22 protein-coding genes and 1 other RNA gene are annotated in these 20162 nt (G+C 44.4%); 16 read left to right on the forward strand and 7 right to left on the reverse strand.

Annotated elements, in window-relative coordinates; all coding sequences use genetic code 11:
- Positions 1 to 32: 32 nt before the first annotated feature.
- Positions 33 to 128: a hypothetical protein gene (locus tag MHI27_RS10080; protein ID WP_042186834.1), complete on the reverse strand. Its 96-nt coding sequence runs from the start codon at positions 126 to 128 to the stop codon at positions 33 to 35.
- Between the two features lie 186 nt (positions 129 to 314).
- Between MHI27_RS10080 and MHI27_RS10085 the strand changes: the two genes are divergently transcribed.
- The 3 genes from MHI27_RS10085 to MHI27_RS10095 all read left to right on the forward strand — a co-directional run bounded on the left by MHI27_RS10085 (position 315) and on the right by MHI27_RS10095 (position 1983).
- Complete coding sequence (locus MHI27_RS10085) at positions 315 to 1139, forward strand: YesL family protein (RefSeq protein ID WP_076283170.1); 825 nt, start codon at positions 315 to 317, stop codon at positions 1137 to 1139.
- Positions 1140 to 1242: 103 nt separating this feature from the next.
- Positions 1243 to 1434: non-coding RNA, 6S RNA (gene ssrS, locus MHI27_RS10090), on the forward strand.
- Positions 1435 to 1593: 159 nt separating this feature from the next.
- Complete coding sequence (locus MHI27_RS10095) at positions 1594 to 1983, forward strand: DUF1499 domain-containing protein (RefSeq protein ID WP_042186839.1); 390 nt, start codon at positions 1594 to 1596, stop codon at positions 1981 to 1983.
- 298 nt (positions 1984 to 2281) lie between these two features.
- Here the strand turns inward: MHI27_RS10095 and tpx are convergent, their stop codons facing one another.
- A complete protein-coding gene (tpx, locus tag MHI27_RS10100) occupies positions 2282 to 2800 on the reverse strand; it encodes a thiol peroxidase (protein WP_405176165.1) in 519 nt (172 codons plus the stop codon).
- A gap of 116 nt (positions 2801 to 2916) precedes the next feature.
- On the opposite strand from tpx, the gene MHI27_RS10105 reads away from it, so the two are divergent.
- Positions 2917 to 3552 (forward strand): rhomboid family intramembrane serine protease, encoded by a 636-nt coding sequence (locus MHI27_RS10105; protein ID WP_076283402.1) that lies wholly within the window; start codon positions 2917 to 2919, stop codon positions 3550 to 3552.
- Between the two features lie 4 nt (positions 3553 to 3556).
- Complete coding sequence (locus tag MHI27_RS10110) at positions 3557 to 4471, forward strand: LysR family transcriptional regulator (RefSeq protein ID WP_042186843.1); 915 nt, start codon at positions 3557 to 3559, stop codon at positions 4469 to 4471.
- Positions 4472 to 4506: 35 nt separating this feature from the next.
- Here the strand turns inward: MHI27_RS10110 and MHI27_RS10115 are convergent, their stop codons facing one another.
- Both MHI27_RS10115 and MHI27_RS10120 read right to left on the reverse strand, forming a co-directional pair.
- Positions 4507 to 5178, reverse strand: coding sequence for a zinc metallopeptidase (locus MHI27_RS10115; protein ID WP_042186846.1), 672 nt, complete (start codon positions 5176 to 5178; stop codon positions 4507 to 4509).
- Positions 5179 to 5213: 35 nt separating this feature from the next.
- A complete protein-coding gene (locus MHI27_RS10120) occupies positions 5214 to 5648 on the reverse strand; it encodes a MerR family transcriptional regulator (RefSeq protein ID WP_042186848.1) in 435 nt (144 codons plus the stop codon).
- Positions 5649 to 6194: 546 nt separating this feature from the next.
- On the opposite strand from MHI27_RS10120, the gene MHI27_RS10125 reads away from it, so the two are divergent.
- Genes MHI27_RS10125 through MHI27_RS10135 form a run of 3 tightly spaced genes read left to right on the forward strand, consistent with a single transcriptional unit; the run spans position 6195 to position 9448 of the window.
- Positions 6195 to 7589 carry an ammonium transporter gene (locus tag MHI27_RS10125; RefSeq protein WP_341125638.1) on the forward strand — a complete coding sequence of 465 codons (1395 nt, stop codon included), beginning with the start codon at positions 6195 to 6197 and terminating at the stop codon, positions 7587 to 7589.
- A 39-nt stretch (positions 7590 to 7628) separates the two neighbouring features.
- The gene (locus MHI27_RS10130; protein ID WP_405176716.1) at positions 7629 to 8702 is read left to right on the forward strand and encodes a DUF294 nucleotidyltransferase-like domain-containing protein; all 1074 of its coding nucleotides are present in this window, start codon (positions 7629 to 7631) and stop codon (positions 8700 to 8702) included.
- Entirely contained in the window at positions 8699 to 9448 is a 750-nt protein-coding gene (locus tag MHI27_RS10135; protein WP_405176166.1) for an exonuclease domain-containing protein, read from the forward strand. Before MHI27_RS10130 ends, MHI27_RS10135 begins: the two co-directional genes overlap by 4 nt.
- On the opposite strand, the gene MHI27_RS10140 is transcribed toward MHI27_RS10135, so the two are convergent.
- Positions 9430 to 9906: a Mov34/MPN/PAD-1 family protein gene (locus MHI27_RS10140; protein WP_405176167.1), complete on the reverse strand. Its 477-nt coding sequence runs from the start codon at positions 9904 to 9906 to the stop codon at positions 9430 to 9432. The two genes, MHI27_RS10135 and MHI27_RS10140, sit on opposite strands and share 19 nt — an antisense overlap.
- 150 nt (positions 9907 to 10056) lie before the next feature.
- Here MHI27_RS10140 and MHI27_RS10145 point away from each other — a divergent pair, with 150 nt between their 5' ends.
- Entirely contained in the window at positions 10057 to 10620 is a 564-nt protein-coding gene (locus MHI27_RS10145) for a TlpA disulfide reductase family protein (protein WP_340968699.1), read from the forward strand.
- Positions 10621 to 10715: 95 nt separating this feature from the next.
- On the opposite strand, the gene cimA is transcribed toward MHI27_RS10145, so the two are convergent.
- Entirely contained in the window at positions 10716 to 12335 is a 1620-nt protein-coding gene (gene cimA, locus MHI27_RS10150) for a citramalate synthase (RefSeq protein WP_149643956.1), read from the reverse strand.
- Positions 12336 to 12514: 179 nt separating this feature from the next.
- Here cimA and MHI27_RS10155 point away from each other — a divergent pair, with 179 nt between their 5' ends.
- The 3 genes from MHI27_RS10155 to MHI27_RS10165 all read left to right on the forward strand — a co-directional run bounded on the left by MHI27_RS10155 (position 12515) and on the right by MHI27_RS10165 (position 15807).
- Positions 12515 to 13846 carry a DNA polymerase IV gene (locus tag MHI27_RS10155; RefSeq protein ID WP_371915713.1) on the forward strand — a complete coding sequence of 444 codons (1332 nt, stop codon included), beginning with the start codon at positions 12515 to 12517 and terminating at the stop codon, positions 13844 to 13846.
- Positions 13847 to 13996: 150 nt separating this feature from the next.
- Positions 13997 to 14239: a ferredoxin gene (locus MHI27_RS10160; RefSeq protein WP_042186857.1), complete on the forward strand. Its 243-nt coding sequence runs from the start codon at positions 13997 to 13999 to the stop codon at positions 14237 to 14239.
- Positions 14240 to 14373: 134 nt separating this feature from the next.
- A complete protein-coding gene (locus MHI27_RS10165; RefSeq protein WP_405176168.1) occupies positions 14374 to 15807 on the forward strand; it encodes a L,D-transpeptidase family protein in 1434 nt (477 codons plus the stop codon).
- Here the strand turns inward: MHI27_RS10165 and MHI27_RS10170 are convergent.
- Positions 15804 to 15941, reverse strand: coding sequence for a hypothetical protein (locus tag MHI27_RS10170; protein ID WP_167348489.1), 138 nt, complete (start codon positions 15939 to 15941; stop codon positions 15804 to 15806). The genes MHI27_RS10165 and MHI27_RS10170 overlap by 4 nt on opposite strands.
- A 211-nt stretch (positions 15942 to 16152) precedes the next feature.
- Here MHI27_RS10170 and MHI27_RS10175 point away from each other — a divergent pair, with 211 nt between their 5' ends.
- The 4 genes from MHI27_RS10175 (at position 16153) to MHI27_RS10190 (ending at position 20161) form a co-directional block, all read left to right on the forward strand.
- Positions 16153 to 17247, forward strand: coding sequence for a quinone-dependent dihydroorotate dehydrogenase (locus MHI27_RS10175; RefSeq protein ID WP_076298537.1), 1095 nt, complete (start codon positions 16153 to 16155; stop codon positions 17245 to 17247).
- A 30-nt stretch (positions 17248 to 17277) separates the two neighbouring features.
- A complete protein-coding gene (locus tag MHI27_RS10180; RefSeq protein WP_042126350.1) occupies positions 17278 to 18090 on the forward strand; it encodes a GTP pyrophosphokinase family protein in 813 nt (270 codons plus the stop codon).
- Positions 18080 to 18532: a DUF309 domain-containing protein gene (locus MHI27_RS10185; protein WP_076283163.1), complete on the forward strand. Its 453-nt coding sequence runs from the start codon at positions 18080 to 18082 to the stop codon at positions 18530 to 18532. Before MHI27_RS10180 ends, MHI27_RS10185 begins: the two co-directional genes overlap by 11 nt.
- A gap of 102 nt (positions 18533 to 18634) precedes the next feature.
- Entirely contained in the window at positions 18635 to 20161 is a 1527-nt protein-coding gene (locus tag MHI27_RS10190; RefSeq protein ID WP_341127678.1) for an RsmB/NOP family class I SAM-dependent RNA methyltransferase, read from the forward strand.
- Position 20162: the final 1 nt, after the last annotated feature.

The raw sequence follows: 20162 nt of genomic DNA on the forward strand, positions 1-20162 counted from the left end.
ATATAAGGGTGTTTATTGAATTAGCAGCTTATTTAAATGAAAGTACGAGTGATGATAACTAGCAGGATAAACAATACGAGGATCGTACCAGTGGAAGTCCAGCCGCCGTAGCCAACAGGTGAGGACATATAATAACCTCCTTTAGAATGTGGTGATTTTGGAAATTCTTATGGTCACAATCCCAATATATGGACTTTATAGACTTAATGTATAGACGATGACCTAGAATTCAGAAAGTTGGGCTATGGAAAAGAGTAGGTCAAATGAGGTATAGTTAAGATAAGCAGTATGCAAGAGACAGAGGAGGAAGGGAATTGGAGTTTAAAGGAGCAATGGGTGGTTTATACCGCATCACAGAATGGATTACACGTATCGCAGCTAGTAATATCTTATGGGCACTATGTTCCGCCCCGTTTTTATTTTTTGGATTGATGAAATTGATGATGCTTGGGACAAGCTCAGGTGGAGTAAATGAGCAGCTCACATTGAACTGGGCTATGGGGATTCTGGCGCCATTTACAGTATTTCCTGCTTCGGCGGCTTTATTTACCGTTGTGCGCAAATGGGTTATGGGGAACACGGATGTAGGAACTTTTCGTACGTTTTTTCAGGGGTATAAAGAGAATTATTTAAAAAGTATGCTCGGTGGAATTATCTACACATTGATGTTCGTTATTATGTACGTCGATGTAACGGTTTACATGACACAAATGCCTAACTTCAGAATTGTTGGTATTTTGATGTTAGTGCTCATGATTATTTTATCGGTGTCCATGTTTAACTTCTTTTCTATTGTCGTTCATTATCAAATGAGCTTTAAACAAGTGATGACTAACTCAATATTGCTGACTATAGCACGTCCAATTCGCGTGTTCTCAACTTTGATTGCAGCTGCAGTGCTAGCTTATATTGGTCTTAGATATCCAGCACTGTATTTCATCTGTATTCCAACGTTGATTGCGATGGCTGCTTTCTTTAACTTCTATGCTACCTATAATAAACTGCAACTGCAGGTGGAGCAGAAGAAACTGAAAGAGGAAGAAGAGCGAGAAGCTGCTTTGAATAATCAAGAGGATGACGACGATGACGATGATGATTTTGAAGACGATGTTGAGGATAAAGATGTAAAACGTATTTAAAAAAGACGAGTATTAAGCATTGGAAATCGTCAGTAATTTAATTCCAGTGTAAAATAAAGCGCATACAGGTTTACTTTTTCGTTAAAACGCAATATAATAATAACAAATCCTGCGATGTTCGTTACGGTTGCTCGTTGTTTTGAACCAATGATAATGTCTTGGGAGATCTACACGAAGCGCAGCTGAACAGCCCTGTCTATATGACTTGGGGAATTCAAAAACGTTTTCTGCGATCACCCACCTGCTCTAGCAGGTTCAGAAGACACTGTAGCCGGACGGCATAAGCGGGTTTTCTATTGTTTAGGCCAAAGCGCCCTGTATCCCGTGAAAGTTGGGAACGGGCGCTTTTTTGTGTGTCTGGAACAAGGAGAAAGTGAGTAATACCCTTTTGTTCCTGAGACAAGAGTGTTACACTTAGAATAATGAACTTGGGATTTGTAGAGGGGGAAGAATTTTGTCGTTAAAAAGAACCTTGGTCGGTTTATTCCGTAGTCATGATGGAACAAGCGACCGCGCAAAAGATCCGACATTAAAAACGCGTTATTACAATCTAACGAAAGACAAAGCTTGGGAGGAAGTTTCATCAACGCTTAAGAAGATTCCTGGATTCAAGGTGCTTCATGAAGTGGAGTCAGTAGGTGAGATCACTCTGGAGAAGAGAACGGCATTCGGCCGTACACTGGACATTACTGTCTCTGTGCTCAATACCACACCTGTACGTTGTGGCGTAGATATGTACTCTGCATCTAGAGGTTCGCTAGGTGATTTGGGTGCTAATTACCGTGTCATTCAGCGGTTATATGCGTCCTTGGACAAAAAATTAGGAAAATACAAAGCAGACTAATTTTCAGAGATTCTTACTAAACCTTCTTACTTAGAGATTGTATGAATGCGTTTACGCAAATGTTGAATGCTCTGGATATTATCGATAAATCTTTCTATTACAAAAAAAGCGGGAGAAGGATGGACCTTCTTCCGCTTTTTTCAAAATATAAGAAAGTATAAGTTCTACACCTATACTTTATGTCTTATATTTCTCGCATAAACACTTTGTCGCCCTTGTAAGGACGACAAAGGCATTTATGCTTGCAGTGATAAGTAAGTATTGTCGAAAATGGCCGCTAACTTACTGTTCTAGAGAATTAGAGCAAACTCTTCACAGCAGCTATAGCATCTTCGTAATTAGGGTGCTCGGTCATTTCACTCAAATATTCAACATAGGTGAGTGTGTTGTTCTTGTCTAGTACAAAAATAGAACGCATATCTAACCGGAATTCTTTGATTAGTACGCCATAAGCTTGTCCGAATGAGGCTGCTTTGTGATCGGATAGAGTGATCACGCGATCGATCCCTGCAGCGCCACACCAGCGGGCTTGAGCAAATGGTAGGTCCATACTTACCGTGAGGATAACTACATCGTCACCTAGCTCTGCAGCTTCGCTATTGAACCGGCGGGTCTGTGCATCACATACACCAGTATCTAGAGAAGGTACAACACTGATCAGCTTGATTTTACCGGCATAATCACTAAGAGACACTTCTTCCAGTAGATTCTTACTAAGAACAAAATCAGGAGCGGGATCACCAGCTGTAAGCTTGGGTCCTGCGAGAGTGATGGGGCTGCTTTTAAAAGTAGCTACGCCTGTTCTTTCTTGCGTCATATCCTTGTTTTCCTCCTCGAATTGTAATATTGGCTCTTACTGCCACAATAAATTATAATCTTATTTACAGGGAGATGTCCAACAGAGCAAGATATAAATGTAAAGGGATGGGTGTAATGATATTTATTCGGTATGAAAATTGGAAAAGTTATCTCCGGTATTACCCGGTAACATGTCTTCTCATTGTAGCTAATGTGATTATGTTTATGCTCATGGCGTTCAATGGTGGATCCACCAATATACAAACACTTGTTGATTTTGGTGCTATAGTTGATGTTAGCCCGTATAAAGAGGAACTGTGGCGTTATGTGGCGGCTATTTTTTTACATAATGGGTTTTCCCATCTATTCTTTAATAGCTTCGCTCTACTGGTATTTGCACCGCCTCTGGAGCGCCTGCTTGGCTGGTGGCGATATGCACTTCTTTATGTGGTAGGTGGAGTTCTTGCGAATTTTCTAACGATTGCAATCAGCAGTCGCTCAGTATTAGAGGTAGGTACGGTCTCGGTAGGTGCTTCTGGAGCAATCTACGCCGTCTATGGCGCATTTTTATACATTGCTGTTATTCAACGGGCGATGATGGACGAAGGCTCGCGAAAGACGTTATACGGTTTGCTTGTAATCGGGATCATTATGTCGTTTGCAACACCAAATGTGAATTGGGTTGCGCATATCGGAGGCTTGGTTTCTGGCTTTTTCCTATATGGACTTATTATTCGTATATTTAAAAAAAGCCTAAGACAGGGGCGATGATGGAGTGGAGCTAAGACAGCTGCAATATTTTCTAAAGGTAGCCCAAAAAGAACATGTAACAAGAGCGGCGGAGGAACTTCATGTAGCGCAGTCTGCGGTAAGCCGTCAGATTCATCAATTGGAGCAAGAGCTTGGGGTTGACTTGTTCATGCAAAAAGGGCGTAATTTGCAGCTTACGCCGGTTGGACAGCTCTTTTGCAAGCGGGTGGATAGTATTCTTAAGGAATTGGAACATTCGGTAAATGAAGTGCATGAATTTCTAGATCCGGAACGTGGAGAGATTCGTATAGGGTTTCCTCACAGTCTTGGAACGCATCTTATCCCGACTATCGTTGCAGAATTCCGCCAGCACTATCCCCATGTTAAGTTTCGCTTTAAGCAGGGCTCTTACCCTTCGCTGATAAAGGACGTATTATCTGGAGAGGTGGATTTAACGTTTATTTCACCTTTTCCGGAAAATGATGAGCATGTCTCTGGAGATATTGTTATGACTGAAGAGTTATTTGCAATACTTCCTCAGAATCATCAGCTGGCAGGAGAATCTGAGATCCGACTGGAACAGCTTCAAAATGAAAAGTTTGTTCTATTCAGTCAAGGTTATTCTTTGAGACCGATCGTTTGGCAAGCGTGCTTGCAGGCGGGATTTCAACCACAGATTGCATTCGAAGGTGGGGAGACTGATACCATACGTGGTTTAGTGGCGGCAGGGATGGGTGTAAGCCTTCTGCCGGAGATGGCGTTCTATCAGACGAATCCTCTCCAGCCAGCTCAGGTAAGGGTTGTGGAGCCTGCTGTGACGAGGACGGTTGGTTTGATCTACCGAACAGATAGTAAGTTGCCGCTGGTTGCACGTTCGTTTCGGACTTTTTTGATATCCTATTTTAAAGCGAGGCAAAATAATACCCCGGTTGGCTCTTAGCCTTCCGGGGTTTCTTTTTGTGCTGTATTTTTGTATTAGTCGCGGTTACCTAAAAAGACAGTAATCAAACGAAGCAGTTCGAGTAAGGAGACTAGCGCGGCGGCAACGTACGTTAATGCAGCTGCGTTTAGGACTTTGGCTACTCCGCGTTCCTCTTCGTTACGAATGTAGCCTTGCTCTACCATGACTTGACGTGCCCGGTTGCTGGCATTGAACTCAACTGGGAGTGTCACAAGCTGGAAGGCAACAGCGGCCGAGAAGAAAATGATACCAAGGCCTACAAGATTAAAGTAACCGAATATAAATCCTGCCATAAGCATGAATGGTGCTATACCTGATGCAAAATTAACTACTGGGAACATCCGGTGACGTAGTGTTAACATAGGATAACTTACTTTATGCTGAATGGCGTGACCCACTTCGTGACAAGCGACTGAGACTGCTGCGATAGAACTCTCATAATAAACAGGCTCTGATAAGCGTACAACTCTGTGAATCGGATCATAGTGGTCAGAAAGCGTACCTCTTACAGGCTCAATCGGAACATCGTGAAGTCCATTTGCGTCGAGCATGCGTCTAGCTGCTTCATATCCTGTCAGACCGTTTAAGTTGGCCACCTTGGACCATTTGCTGAATGTCCCTTTAACTCTGAACTGGGCCCATAATGAAAAAATAAAAGCGATAATTACTAATAGATACATTCCCATAGCTGCATTCCTCCACTGTATTGTAAATATGGTATTTACATTGGCGGTCCTTGCGTAAGCAATAGAAGCCGAATCGCCTCCATGCAGGCCACTCCTTGTGGGAGTAAGTTAGAGAGCGCGCGTCTGGCCTGTCCCGGCTTCAGACCGCTTATAATGGGTTCAAGTGCCTTTACTTCACGTTCTAGTCGTTGCATATGCTGCTCAAGCTCGACTAATTTATCGGATACGTCAGTTTCAGGAGTAGCCTCGCTCCATTTGCTCATCATGGATTTGATTTCTTCCAATGAATACTTGTCATGCTTTAATTGATTAATACGTTCTAAGTCGACCAAGGTTTCATGACTGTAAAGTCGGTAATTTTTGGTGCTTCTTGACTCTGGGGAGATTAACCCCAATTTCGTGTAATAATCAATGGTGCGCTCACTGATGTGAGCAGCCTTAGCTAATTCTCCAATTCGATATAGAATCATATCCCCATGCTACCTCGCCTCACTAATCGAATTCGACTGTCCATAAAGGATAGTCGTCTCCTATATTGGTGGTTTCTATTATGCTATCTGTAATGATAACAAACTGGAAACCATACAGTCAAACGTCATACTTTCATAAAGTATATGCATTAAAGAGAGGTTAATTCATGAAATGAAATGCGTTGTTTATATACAATACACTCAAACTCCATGTGATATCAAATTTGAACCGATTATGCTCATTAATAAATCCTAACTATAAACATGACATTTAATGTTATGTTTATTGGAGAATCAATAAGGATAATTCGATAAAAAAGTAATATTAGAGCGGATCTTCACGTAGTTATTTCAATGAATTCATAGCTGTATGGGCCTAAAATACTGAGATAGTCCAAGTGTACTATGGAGAATTTGTGAGTTTGGTGAAAATAAAATAAAAACATTACCAAAAATAGTCTTGTCAATTTACCTGACTTCTGATTATAATGACATTAAGAGTTTCACGCTTTGTTAGAAAATATAACATTGGGGAGTGGGGTAAAAATGAAAAAGAAATGGTTGATGATGTTACTGGCCATGATTACGCTGATGGTTTATCCGGTAAGTGCTTTTGCGGCGGACGGTCCAACAAATGCAGATTTGCAGGTCGGATTGGATACCGCGTTTACCTTCCTGGCATTCATCTTAGTTTTCTTTATGCAAGCAGGGTTCGCGATGCTTGAAGCAGGTTCAGTTCGAATGAAGAATGCAGGTCACGTAGCCGGTAAGACGGTACTGACACTAGCCATTGCGAGTGTATGTTTCTGGGCCGTTGGCTTTGGACTTGGCTTCGGTAACGGTAACGGCTTCTTCGGTACTACAGGCTTCTTGTATGGCGGAGATTCAACAGCATCTTCATTTGAATCACTTGCATTTTCTGATGTTACTTTAAATGTTAAATTCTTGTTCCAAATGGCGTTTGCAGCAGTTTCCTTAGCTATCGTATCTGGAGGCATGGCAGAACGTGCAAAGATCAGTGTGTACATTATATTCGGAATTTTATTCTCAATCGTAATTTATCCTGTCGTAGCACACTGGGTATGGGGCGGCGGCTGGTTGGCTGAGCTGGGAATGCAAGATTATGCAGGTTCCACGGTTGTCCATCTTACAGGTGCCACTGCAGCGGTAGTAGCAACCATATTGCTTAAGCCACGACTTGGTAAGTTTAATAAAGAAGGTAAACCTGTTATTATTCCAGGTCATAACCAAGTATTTACTGTACTCGGTGTGATTATCCTCTGGTTTGGTTGGTTCGGATTTAATCCAGGTAGTGCTTTGTCCCCAATGGGAGGTTTCTTTGGTCACGTAGCATTAACAACGAATATCGCAGCAGCAGCAGGCGGTTTGGCGGCATTAATTGCTTCTTGGTTGTATTTTGGTAAATCTGATATTCCAGCAATGCTGAATGGTGTTCTAGCTGCATTGGTTGCGATCACTGGTGCATGTGCTTACGTTGAACCATGGGCGGCAATCATTATTGGTTTAGTAGCGGGTGCGTTCACATTCATGACTTCCCAATGGCTGGAACGTGCAGGACTTGATGATCCAATCTATGCTTTCTCGGTACATGGTATTGCGGGAATGTGGGGCGCGGTTTCCACGGGTCTATTCGCTGCACCGGATCTTATTACTAAAGGTGCTTTGGTAGGGGAAGCCGGATTGTTCTACGGTGGAGGTTTCCACCAGCTGGGTGTTCAAGTGCTTGGGGTAGTAGGAACATTTGCTTTCGTAGCCGTGCTTTCATTCATTATCTTATATGTAATGAAGGTAACAACAGGACTTCGTGTTACGGAAGAAGAAGAATTGATGGGCCTAGATATTAGTGAGCATGGTACTTACGGATACCCTGAACAAATGAAATTAATTGCAGAAACGGAATCCAAAACCCTTAAACAATAATATGAATCCTCAGATAGGGAGGCGGACCGTGTGGCTTCGATGGAGTTAACAGACGGGTATGATGAAGAAAGCTTTAGTACCATCGTTTTAGCCGGTTCGCCACAGGAACTTAGGGAGAGGCGAATTGCCTGCCAAAGTATTCTACTGGAACAGTTGAATGTAATTCCGATTGAGGAATGGATGTTTCGTGTGAATACAATGCATAATCTTATTGCAGAGACTGCAGTACTAATATGTGAGGCGCAGATGAAAGAGGCGGGCTATGGCCCGCCTCCCTGTGCTTATTCTTTTATTGTGTTTGGCAGTAGTGGAAGGCAGGAAGCTACACTGTGGAGCGATCAGGATAATGGTTTGATCGTTGAGGGTGAACCGGATGGGGAGAAGAATAGATACTTTGAATTTTTTGGAATGATGTTATCCGATCTGCTTGAAAAAGTAGGATATGAGAAATGTGCAGGTAAGGTAATGTGCTCCCAAGGGATGTGGAGGAAGACGTTATCGGAATGGAAGGAGCAGCTGAAGGAATGGAGAACCCAGCTGGAATGGGAGCCAATTCGGTATCTTATCATTTCTTCAGATATGCGCCATGTTGCGGGAAGTAAGGAGTTATCAGCATTGTGGCAAGAGGCTTTCTATGAGGGTTTTATTGACAATGAGGAGTTGTCTGTGGCTGTTCTTCGCAATACAGTCCGCCATAAAGCGACTTTAAATCTGCTGGGACAGGTGTTAACAGAGCGCTTTGGGGATTATGCAGGTGGATTTGACATTAAGTATGGAGTCTATATCCCGGTAGTGAACATTGTTAGACGCTTATCGTTATTGCATCATATTAGAGCTAGCTCGACCTTAGAGCGAATTGAAGAGCTTGAAAGACTTCACAAATATCAACATCTGGATGATATTCGGCGAGCTTTCTTATTGGCGATGCGGATGCGAGTGAACACACCATTTAGTGTCCAGAATGGCTTGTTAATCAGCAGTGATTATATTGCTGAGAGTGAACTGAAGAATAAGCAGCTGTTGTCTGAGCTGCGTGAAAGTCTGCTGCTTGTTAGACGCCTTCATCGGGCGTTGCAGCGTCAGCTCCGCTCAGCGGAAAGGTGGCGAACATGAGGGAGTCAAGCAAGAATGGAGGATTCTGGAACAACCTGAGACAAGGTGGAATGCCGTCGGCAATCGCTTCGATGAGAGGGGGAGAAACTGCTCATCAGACTGCGCAGCAAATGGCCTACATCCGATCTCTCATGCGTGAGAAGCGTCGTCCTGAGGTGCTGCGTACTCCGCTGTCTGAACTGGAGACGGTTATATTTGATTTAGAGACGACGGGATTTTCTCATCAGCATGGAGATGAAATTATGTCGTTTGGTGCAATTAAGGTTGTTGGAGAGGAAATTAAGGAAGATGAATGCTTTTACACCTTGGTGAATTGTCAGACGGCAATTCCAGAAGATATTACGAGGTTAACAGGGATAACGGAAGAAATGACACAATCCGCCCCATCCTTAATTGATGGCCTTCATAATTTCATGTCCTTTGTGGGGCAAAATGTGCTAGTGGCACATGCAAGCTCGCATGATAAAGCTTTTCTCAATGCCGCGCTATGGAGAACTTCTAAAGTTCAGCTTACACACCGGGTGCTGGACACGATGATGCTTGCACGTTGGCTCGAGCCGCAGCGAAATAACTATACACTCGATGAACTGTTATTTGTCCATGAAATTCCGATTCATGGACGTCACAATGCATTAGAGGATGCCAAAATGACAGCCCGGCTGTGGGTGGCTTATCTTCGCGAAATTTCGGAGCGGGGCCAAGTAGATACCTTAGGCGATTTATATGCTTATTTAAGTAGAACGTGAAGCGGGGCATGAGAGAGTTCAGGGAAAGCTGTTCCTTGTTCATTTGAATACCGCTCAATATAAAATCCATTCAGAAATGGAGAGCAGCCATCTTCAGTTCTGGGAGAACCAATAAGGTAGACCTTAAATTCAGGTCCAAGTGCTGTTAATCCTTTATAATCGGCAACCGAAGGTATAGGTTCTGAATTTGGGTGGGAATGAAATAAACCGATGAGTGTCGGCTCATTGTAAAGAACATGAATCCACTCTTCAGGATGGGGAGTGAATGTGTGCAGCGGGTCTGGCGCTACGTTGCGCATAGGTACGTAAGTATCGATGAGCATGCCACCCGCTGCGGCAGTACCCAGCAGGACTCCGCATGCTTCATGCGGGTAACTGGACAGCAAGTGCTTCCCCAGCGCTTGCTGTACGGAATATTTCAGTCTTATAGGCTGGACATTTCCCTGTAATGCTGCCATTTGTTCACCCCTCTCTCTTCATTAGGGTTTCGTCGCTGACGATACCCTCTTTTTATTTTTCTTTTTGTCTAAAAAATGGATGGTTTGAAATTGAAGTTAATGAGGGTACAATAGTAGAAAACTATTCCATTCGAAAAGGAACAGATCCCTATGAAAGCAGTAAATAAATTGAATATCACGATAGTGATTCTTATTGTAAGTGTAGCTGTGTTTGCGGTGTGGCATAATCGTGAGCCGAAGGCTACGGCTGTTTTTGGACAACAAGATGAGCCGCCAATGAAAATAGGACCTAAGGCTGGACTGCTCGCTCCCTCATTTTCACTCCAAGGAACGGATGGGACTACATATGTAGTTGACGGGCCGCGAGAGAAGGCAGTCCTCGTTAATTTCTGGGCTTCATGGTGTGATCCCTGCAAGGAGGAAGCTCCGGAGCTTAACACCATGGCCACTAAGTATAAGGATGTTCTAGATATTTATGGTATTAATGTGAGTAGTCAGGATTATAAACCCAATGCAGAACGTTTTATTAAGAAATACGGTCTTGTGTTCCCGGTTATGTTTGATGTGAAAGATGAGGTGTACAGCAAATATAACGGGGCAGTATTTCCTACCAACGTGCTTATTGACAAGAATGGAGTGATCTCAGAGATTATTCTGGGCATTCTTAGTCCGGAAGAGCTGGAGAAAAAAATTATCAAGCTTACCGAATCATAAAGGATCTCACCAAAGAATTATAAAAGGCCCCCTTCATTACAGTTAAACTGTTGAAGGGGGTTCTTCGTCATATGAATGCTTATGAAAGGTATGAATTAATGATTTACTAGGCCTCTAGGTTCAGTACTTCCAGACTGTTTATTTTCCAGCGAGAGTTGATTCAGAAGTGCGTAGCGCATACTGTCAACAAGCGCTTCCCAGCTGGCTTCAATAACGTTACTGGAGACGCCTACCGTACTCCAAGTGTCTGTGAAGTTCTTGGATTCAATCAATACTCGTACTTTCGCAGCAGTCTGATCCTGCTCATCTATAACACGGACCTTATAGTCGGATAGATGCATTTCCTTCAATTGCGGGAAGTAGGTCTGCAGCGCTTTACGAAGAGCGTTGTCGAGTGCATTGACCGGACCGTTACCTTCAGCAGCGGTATAAAGGTTCTCATTGCCAACCTTCAGTTTAACGAAGGCTTCAGATACAACTGGATGCTCTGCGGTTTTTTCGACTAACATCTTGAAGGATTCAAAGGTAAAGGTTTCGTTCATCTCGCCAGTAGCTTCCCGAAGTAATAGCTCCAGCGAGGCATCGGCACCTTCGAATTGATACCCCTGATGCTCCATCGTTTTGATCTTCTCGATCACCCGGCGAGCTTGCTCGCTGCTTGGATCCAAATTCAAACCCATATCTTGCGCCTTGGAGAGCACATTGCTCTGTCCAGCCAGTTCAGAGACCAGTACACGTTGTTTATTCCCGACAAGCTCAGGAGCGATGTGCTCATAGGTCCGTGAATCACGCATGATGGCGGAGACATGGATTCCACCTTTGTGTGCGAAAGCTGCATTTCCGACATAAGGTTGATTTACCGGCAGATTAACATTGGCAACTTCACTAATATAGCGTGCTGTGTTCGTAAGCTGCGGTAAAGAATCACCAGGAATACAGTGGTATCCCATTTTGAGCTGAAGGGTAGGGATGATGGAACATAAGTTGGCATTGCCGCATCGTTCGCCGTAACCATTAATGGTACCTTGAACTTGCCGTGCTCCAGCACCGATGGCGCTAAGTGTATTAGCTACCGCTAGCTCACAGTCATTGTGAGTGTGAATTCCGAGATTTGCTCCAGGTAGCTGCCCAGCCAGAGCGGTAACAATCTCATGAATTTCAAAAGGCAATGTTCCACCGTTGGTATCACACATTACAAGCCAATCTGCTCCGGCTTCCCGGGCTTTGGACAGAACGGCTGCTGCATATTCAGGATTGTTCTTGTATCCATCAAAGAAATGCTCGGCGTCAAAAATTACTTCAAGGCCTTTGCGTTTCAAGTAGGATATGGAGTCGCCAATCATGGCGAGATTCTCCTCAAGCGTAGTCTGTAATGCAGTGTGTACATGAAAATCCCAAGACTTTCCGACGAGTGTAGCAGCAGGAACTCCTGCATCAATCATACGTTTTAAATTGTCATCGTTTTCGGCCAAGGAATTCTTCCGCCGTGTGCTGCCGAACGCTGTGATTTTGGCGTTCAGATGAAGCTCCTTGACTCTTTTAAAAAATTCAATGTCTTTATTGTTGCTTCCCGGGATGCCACCTTCAATATAGTGCACACCCAGATCATCGAGCTTCTTGGCAATCTTCAGCTTGTCGTCAGCCGACAGACTGATGCCTTCACCTTGGGTGCCGTCGCGTAATGTAGTATCGAAGATGGAGATGGACTTAGACATGAGTGTCCTCCTAAAAGTTTTGTAAGCTTCGTCTTCCGGATTCACTTCGTGCAAAACTCACATCGGAAGCATTGGCAAGGGAAATGAATTTATACATTATAGCATTTTTACGCGGGAATGTAACAAAGAACTTTACAGCTTCTTAAGTTGACCTAACCGCAGCGGAGAGGTATTCTAAATTGGACAATAGAGACCCTGAGGATAAGAAGGTAGATATTGTGCAGAATGTTGATCAGTATTATCCAACGAGTGGCAGGGTTATCCTGCATGTGGATATGAATGCTTTTTATTGCTCGGTACATGAGGCAGAGGATCCTGACCAATTCAGAGGTAAGGCTACTGCGGTTGCGGGTAGCGTTGAATTACGGAAAGGGATTATTGTTACTTGTTCGTATGTCGCCCGCAGATTGGGGATCTCGACGGGTATGCAGGTTCAGAAGGCGCTTCGTATTTGTCCATCGCTTATCGTTATTAAGCCGGACTTCCATTTATACCGCAAATATTCTAATGCGTTTATGCAGATTGCTTATAGCTATACACCATTACTGGAAGCAGTGTCGATAGATGAATGTTACTTAGATATAACCGGCTCCAGGCAATTCGGTACGCCTATGGAAATTGCGGAAACTATTCAGCGCCGTATAATGGAAGAATTGGGCTTGCCATGCTCCATTGGTATTGCTCCAAATAAGCTCCTGGCGAAGATGGCTTCGGATTTAAAAAAGCCAAATGGTATTTCGGTGCTGCGGCTGCGGGATGTACCTAAGATTTTATGGGATAAGCCCTGTAATGAAATGTTCGGTATCGGTGGAAAAACGGCAGAGAAGCTCCGTAAGCTGGGAATTTACAGCATTGGTCAATTAGCGGCGTCTGATGAGAAAATGCTGGTTGAGAATTTTGGAGTTATGGGCTCCTGGCTAAAGCGTGCAGGGAACGGCATCGATCATGGGATAGTAAATCCTGAGCGAGAGCAAAGTAAGTCGATCGGACACACCACTACACTGCCGCGGGATGTTATTGGCCTTGCTGAGGTACGCCCCATTTTGCTGAATCTAAGTGATCAGGTAGCGCGGCGCTTGCGAAAGCAAGGGCTTGTGGCTTCAGGTGTGCAGCTTACCATTCGGACACCGGATATGAAGACCATTACACGTTCGCGGCAGCTTGAGGCGCCTTCAGAGAGTGGAGAAGATATCTACAAGTCTGTCTGTGATCTTTATGTTCGACATTGGAATGGTGAGAAGCCCGTTCGACTGCTTGGTGTGACCTTGCAAGGATTGATCGCTAAAGAGGATTCTGCAATTCAGCTGGATTTGTTCGATTACGAACAGCAGCCTAAGAAAGAGTCACTGACCAAGGCTATGGATATGCTTCGCAATAAGTTTGGTGAAAATGCAGTTTTGACCGCTGGGATGTTAAGTGACACCCATTCTGCAAGGCTCCGTAATCATAAGGAACGAGGTACCTCACTGCAAAAGGATAATCTGTTGTCTGTTGAGTCAGATAAAGATTGAAAAAACGTGTCGAAATTGATACTATAGAATGCGTCAGAAATGCAAACGTATTGAAAATCAATTGAAATTGTATTCTTTTTATATTAATATGAGAAAAATAAGACGCTGGTTCAACAGCGCAGCATTGCTTAACGGGAGGCAGAGAAAAAAATGGCTAAGTACACTTGGGTCGAAAAAGACACTTGTATCGCTTGTGGTGCATGTGGCGCAACGGCTCCTGATATTTTTGATTACGATGATGAAGGTTTGGCAGAAGTTATTTACGAAAATGACAGAAACTGCGGTGTGACAGCGATTCCGGACGATTTGTTTGATGATCTCCAAGATTCCTGTGATGGTTGCCCAACCGACTCCATTAAAATTGCGGACGAACCTTTTAACAAAGAAGGTTAATTACTCGATAAAGAGTAACGTGCGACACCAGATAAAGACATCTTCTGCGAACATTTTGTTCGGCTAGGGATGTCTTTTTTGCTGTGTCTGACCGATATTAATAAAGTAGGAATTATAAACTCTCGGAGGTTCCGATGAAGAACTCACAGCACCTCAAAGCATATGTACAGATGCACCCTGATAACAAAATGGCATGGTACTTGCTGGGGAAGGAATACTATAAGAACGGTCAACATGGAAAAGCTAATTATTGCTTCAATCAGGCTGGTGAAGTGTATGAGGCTTTCGAGCATAGTAAGGTACCTGCTGAAATGCTGCGCGAATACGAAGATGGATTGCTGCAAGCGAGTCGCCAGCGTGAGCGCGGCCAACAAAGATTGAGATACATATCACTGGCGCTAATGCTTCTTATACTGTTAATGGTACCTTCAGCAGTGGCTCCGGGTATTGGTGTTACTGAAGAACAAGAAGTCCTTCAAGACACGGCAGCTCCAGAAGTCAAAGATCTGCCAGATCCAAAAGACTCCGTCCAAGAGCCGGTTATTGAGGCGAAAAAAGTGATGTATACAGCGCAAGAAAATGCAACTGAGGCTTCGCAAGGAAAGCTAATGGCGAAAATGCTAATGCGTAAAGAACCTTTTGAAGCTGCTGCGTTAGGGATGGAGCGAGAGGGGAAATGGCTGCTCTGGAAAGAAAAGCTTCCGCTAAATTTCACATTGCAAAAGAATGGAAAGGGACGGCTGGTATATCAGTCTTACGATCCTAAGGAATGTGCATGTGAGCCGCCAGAGCAAGGGCAACTCGCCAAGGATGGAGCAGAATGGCAGGGTGACCAAGAGGAGCTTGCCACACTATGGAGTGCAATTCGGGCTTATCAAGATGCTAAAGGGAAGCTTCCAGATACATTAGCGGATTTGACGGGATCTTTTCCTGAGAACTGGATAGGTGGGACGACAACCGTCATGAAGCGGGAATTCAGCCCTCTTAAAGCGGTGGCTAAGAACAAGATGGCATCGGGAACAGAAGACATAGCGGAGCCTTCAAGCTCATCAAACGATGGTGTGAGGACTATACCGACAGCATTAAGTGTGAGTGGAAGTGTTGCGAGTGACGTTCCTTTTTTTGATCAGCCGCTGAGGGTCGTTGTGGATAAACAAAATCACCGGTTGGCGGTAGTCAGCGGTTCTATTATTCTACGAAATTATGCGGTAGGACTTGGCGGAGATAAGACACCAGAGGGGAATTTCGTGATTACAGATAAAGTCGTCAATCCAAATGGTCGAGATGATGGGGATTTCGGCAGCAGAGGGCTTCAGCTTTCGGACAGTAATTATGCTATTCATGGTACGAATGAGCCTGACAGTGTTGGTAAGGATGAATCACTTGGATGTATTCGAATGGGCCGAGAAGATGTGGAGGAGCTCTTCGCGCTGATTCCTAAAGGTACAACAGTAGTGATTAGTAAAGGGGTTCTGCCTGAAAAGCAGCTTGTGCCGGCTAAACGCTTCAGCTCTACTGCTAAGCATGATCAGACCAACCCCCACAAAGTATACCACTGGCTGAATTAGTTTCCTGCAACGATAAACAGAACGATGATTAGAAGAATTAGTAAAGTTAAACTGACGCCAATCCACATTAGCGCTTTACGGTTAACTTCTTCTTTCTTTTGCTGCAAAGTTGGTGGTTTACGTTTAGTAGACATACTGGGCATACCTTCTTTCTCTCTTAATCGCTGATTACACCTATATTGTAATGCGTTTACAACAAAATTACTATACTCTGCGTTATGTACTCAATATACTCGCACTGTAAAATACTTTTCTTTTGTTCAAGAAAAGGCTAAAATTAAGAAGAAACCTACAGAAACGGGTAGACACGTGGATTAGTGAAGTACCCCTTAAGGAGCGAGAACGGTGTTGTATCGTAATTTTGGTAAACCAATTTTTTTCAAGATTGATCCCGAGAAGGCTCACCATCTCGTCATAGGTGGATTGGATAAATCGTCATCAGTGCCAGGTGGAAGCGCGGCGCTACGTTTAATGTACGGAGTTCCTGAAACGGCGGATTTAGCGGTTGATCTGTTTGGCACGCATTTCCCGACGCCAGTTGGACTTGCTGCAGGTTTAGATAAAAATGCCGATGCGGTAGTCGGATTCTCTTCGATCGGGTTTGGATTTATGGAAGTGGGCACGGTTACCCCTAAGGGTCAACCAGGTAATGATAGCCCTCGTTTGTTCCGTCTTCCTTCGGATGAAGCGCTGATTAATCGAATGGGCTTCAATAATGAAGGGGCTGATGCTATGGCACAGCGTCTGAAGAAAATAAAGAATCGGAGAATTCCTATAGCAGTTAATATTGGCCGGAATAAGATAACTAGTAATGAAGCGGCTCATGAAGACTATCGTCAGTGCATCCGTACGCTTTATCCGTACGGTGATTTTTTTGTGGTCAATATTAGCTCGCCGAATACACCTGGTCTTCGCAATCTCCAGCATGGCAGTGAATTATCGTTCCTGCTGGCTCAAGTGAAGGAAGAAATGGAGATTCAGCGTAAAGCGACCGGGATTACCAAAAGCTTGTTGGTTAAGATAGCACCAGACGTAAGTGATGAAGAGCTGGAGTTTATGGTTCAGACACTGACAGAAGCTGGTATGGATGGTATTATTGCTACGAATACTACATTGAACCGTGATGGACTTAGTCATGAAAAGGCTAATGAGACGGGGGGCTTAAGCGGCAAACCGCTGCGGGACCGCTCAACGGAGATCATTCGCAGTATTTATCGCCAGACGGAAGGAAAGATGCCGATCATAGGATCAGGCGGCATTTTCACCAGTCAGGATGCGTATGACAAGATAAGAGCAGGTGCAAGTCTGGTCGAAATTTATACAGCTCTCATCTACGAAGGACCGGAGGTTAACCGCAAATTGCATGCCGGATTACGGCAGCTATTACGGCGGGATGGATTCAGTCATATCTCTGAAGCAGTGGGCGCTGATCATCACTGAAGGAGACGAAAGGACAGGAGGACGAAGGCGATGGACGGCAGGGACTGGGGAACTTTTTTGCTTCCATATGAACAGACTGTGGAAGAATTGAAAGTTAAATTCAAAACAATGCGTTCGGAGTTGAAGAAAAGAGAGGAATACACGCCGATAGAATTCGTAACGGGGCGTGTAAAGCGGCTGTCAAGCATTCTGGAAAAGGCTAAACGGCTGAATGTGAAGATGGAAGATCTGGAGACGGGGATTGAAGACATTGCAGGAATTCGGATCATGTGCCAATTCGTGGAGGATATCCGCAGAGTGGCCGAATATATCCGGGCCCGTAAGGATCTTGAAGTACTCTATGAGAAGGATTACATCACTAATTATAAAGAGAGCGGCTACCGCAGCTTCCATATGATTATTAAATATCCTGTGCAAACAGCGCTTGGCCAGAAAATTGTGCTCGCGGAGATCCAAATTCGTACGCTAGCTATGAATTTCTGGGCTACCATAGAGCATTCCCTGAACTATAAATATCGGGAGAGTCTACCCGATGAAATGCGTGTTCGACTAAAGACGGCAGCTGAAGCAGCATCGATCCTCGACAGTGAAATGTCCAGTATTCGGGAAGAGATTCTGGAAGCACAGAAGACATTCGAGGAAAACTCGAATATGACCACTCAGATTCTCAAGGCCATTCATCAATTGTATTTCTATCACTTGGTGAATGAGGCTATAGATACGCAGGCTCGCTTTAACGAAATATGGCAGGTTCAGGATATGGAAGCGATGAAGGAACTTCTAGATCATGTGCGGGGACTTCTTTCCGCAGCTAAAAAGGATAGTTTGCCGGATGGCTTATGAACCATTGTACTTGGAATACCTAGTGTACTTTAATCGTGACAGGGATTATTTCGAATGTCACGAGGTACTCGAAGAACTGTGGCTTGCCCAGGAACGAAATCCTTTGTACAAAGCACTTCTCCAAGTAGCGGTAGGGTTATACCATTTTCGCAATCAGAATGTGCGCGGTGCAGCTATTATGCTGAGTGGTGCTTCTGCCAAACTGGAGGAATATCCAGCAGCGACACTCGGCATTAATCTGGCGAAACTCGTGGAGGAAGTGAAAGATTATGTTCGGCGCTTAGCATCATATGATGAGCGGCCATTTTCTTATTACGATCTGACCATAGAGATTGTTGATCCGAGTCTAGCGGACCAAGTGGAGAATGCAGCTGTAGCTATCACACCGAATAACCCTCAACGACGTGGTCCTCAGAGACCGACATCCTTTCATCGTAAGTAAAAGATCCTCTATATATGAGTATTGTATAAGGGACACCCGTAGGGGTGTTCCTTGAATCTTTAAACACCTAAATTTTTGCAATACTATCAGGAGGACGGCATCATGGCGGCACAATTGCCCAGTTCTTTCAGCGAGCGTATGATGGACATGCTGGGAACAGATTATAATCAATTTGCGGATTCTTATAAGGAAACCCCATACGGAGGCGTCCGTGTTAACACCTTGAAGATTTCCGTGGAGAGCTTAAAGGCTCTTTCTACTTTAGGACTGGAACCCATTCCTTGGTGTCCGACAGGATTTTATACAGAGAATGGGGCTAGACCTGGTAAACATCCTCACTACCACGCAGGTTTGTATTACATTCAAGAGCCGAGTGCGATGGCACCTGTGGAATTGCTTAATATTGAACCAGGTGATCGTGTACTTGATTTATGTGCCGCCCCTGGGGGGAAATCTACGCAGATTTCAGCCAAGCTGTTAGGTGAAGGATTGCTGGTTAGTAATGATCTTCATCCAGAACGGACTAAAGCTCTAGCTAAAAATCTGGAGCTGTATGGGGTTCGTAATGGTATTGTTTTGAACGAAAGTCCAGATCATATCGCGGCTGCATTCCCGCTTTTTTTTGACAAGATCTTGATTGATGCTCCCTGCTCTGGTGAAGGGATGTTCCGTAAAGATGAAGACATGGTGAAGCAGTGGGATTCAGGTACACCTGCCAAATATGCTTCCATGCAGCGGGATATTTTACGTTCTGCTGCAACAGCATTGGCACCGGGAGGTACACTTGTCTATTCCACCTGTACCTTTGCTACAGAAGAAAATGAGGAAATTATAGCGGAGTTTATTTCTGAACATCCACAGTTCTCAGTGGTAGCGGTAGGAGGTACAGGCTCATTCGCTCCTGGCTTCGGAGAACTCTCAGGTACAGCAAGACTGTGGCCGCATAAGGTGAAAGGCGAAGGACATTTCATGGCTGTATTGCAACATGGGGGAACTAAGCGCTCAATGGAGGAACGTGATCACTTAGAGGTCAAGTTAAACGAATCTGCAAGAGCAAGAACTACTACTCCAAAAAGTGCAGCACACGTTAAATCATCCAATAAATCAGAAGGAAGACGGGGCAAAGAAGGGAAACCCTCTCACAAACCTACTGGTGGCGCTGACCGTGGTCGGCAAGTTTCAGGTGACGAGCAAGCTTTGACTGCGTATGGAAATTTTGTGCGAGATCAGCTTGGTTGGGAACCGCAAGGATATCCGGTTCTGTTCGGTGACCATCTGTACATTTCTCCACTTCCTAAGGAAAGACTAAATGGATTAAAGACGATCCGCCCGGGATGGTATGTAGGACAAATCCGTAACGGAAGATTTATTCCAGGGCATCCAATGGCTACAGCTTTGCATCCGGAAGAAAGCTGCCGGAGTGTCTCACTCTCCAGTACGAATAATGAAGCTATTTCCTATCTTAAAGGAGAGACGTTGTCGATTTCTCAAGAACGTCTCTCTATTAGAATAGGAAGTGCCCAAAAGGGATACGTTCTGGTCTGCATTGATGGCTACAGCGCAGGCTGGGGTAAGTGGCAGGATGGCATACTCAAGAACGAATATCCCGCAGGCTGGAGGTGGATGTAGC

Origin of the sequence: Paenibacillus sp. FSL H8-0261, assembly GCF_045040645.1 — a bacterium.
Lineage (GTDB): Bacteria > Bacillota > Bacilli > Paenibacillales > Paenibacillaceae > Paenibacillus_AQ.

What these genes read in the sequence shown, in the direction of transcription:
- tpx (WP_405176165.1), bottom strand. Translation starts at nt 2,800, where the DNA reads ATGACGCAAGAAAGAACAGGCGTAGCTACTTTTAAAAGCAGCCCCATC.
- MHI27_RS10105 (WP_076283402.1), top strand. Translation starts at nt 2,917, where the DNA reads ATGATATTTATTCGGTATGAAAATTGGAAAAGTTATCTCCGGTATTAC.
- MHI27_RS10145 (WP_340968699.1), top strand. Translation starts at nt 10,057, where the DNA reads ATGAAAGCAGTAAATAAATTGAATATCACGATAGTGATTCTTATTGTA.
- MHI27_RS10125 (WP_341125638.1), top strand. Translation starts at nt 6,195, where the DNA reads ATGAAAAAGAAATGGTTGATGATGTTACTGGCCATGATTACGCTGATG.
- MHI27_RS10140 (WP_405176167.1), bottom strand. Translation starts at nt 9,906, where the DNA reads ATGGCAGCATTACAGGGAAATGTCCAGCCTATAAGACTGAAATATTCC.
- MHI27_RS10115 (WP_042186846.1), bottom strand. Translation starts at nt 5,178, where the DNA reads ATGGGAATGTATCTATTAGTAATTATCGCTTTTATTTTTTCATTATGG.
- MHI27_RS10120 (WP_042186848.1), bottom strand. Translation starts at nt 5,648, where the DNA reads ATGATTCTATATCGAATTGGAGAATTAGCTAAGGCTGCTCACATCAGT.
- MHI27_RS10190 (WP_341127678.1), top strand. Translation starts at nt 18,635, where the DNA reads ATGGCGGCACAATTGCCCAGTTCTTTCAGCGAGCGTATGATGGACATG.
- MHI27_RS10170 (WP_167348489.1), bottom strand. Translation starts at nt 15,941, where the DNA reads ATGTCTACTAAACGTAAACCACCAACTTTGCAGCAAAAGAAAGAAGAA.
- MHI27_RS10130 (WP_405176716.1), top strand. Translation starts at nt 7,629, where the DNA reads ATGGAGTTAACAGACGGGTATGATGAAGAAAGCTTTAGTACCATCGTT.
- MHI27_RS10180 (WP_042126350.1), top strand. Translation starts at nt 17,278, where the DNA reads ATGGACGGCAGGGACTGGGGAACTTTTTTGCTTCCATATGAACAGACT.
- cimA (WP_149643956.1), bottom strand. Translation starts at nt 12,335, where the DNA reads ATGTCTAAGTCCATCTCCATCTTCGATACTACATTACGCGACGGCACC.
- MHI27_RS10135 (WP_405176166.1), top strand. Translation starts at nt 8,699, where the DNA reads ATGAGGGAGTCAAGCAAGAATGGAGGATTCTGGAACAACCTGAGACAA.
- MHI27_RS10165 (WP_405176168.1), top strand. Translation starts at nt 14,374, where the DNA reads ATGAAGAACTCACAGCACCTCAAAGCATATGTACAGATGCACCCTGAT.
- MHI27_RS10080 (WP_042186834.1), bottom strand. Translation starts at nt 128, where the DNA reads ATGTCCTCACCTGTTGGCTACGGCGGCTGGACTTCCACTGGTACGATC.
- MHI27_RS10160 (WP_042186857.1), top strand. Translation starts at nt 13,997, where the DNA reads ATGGCTAAGTACACTTGGGTCGAAAAAGACACTTGTATCGCTTGTGGT.
- MHI27_RS10185 (WP_076283163.1), top strand. Translation starts at nt 18,080, where the DNA reads ATGGCTTATGAACCATTGTACTTGGAATACCTAGTGTACTTTAATCGT.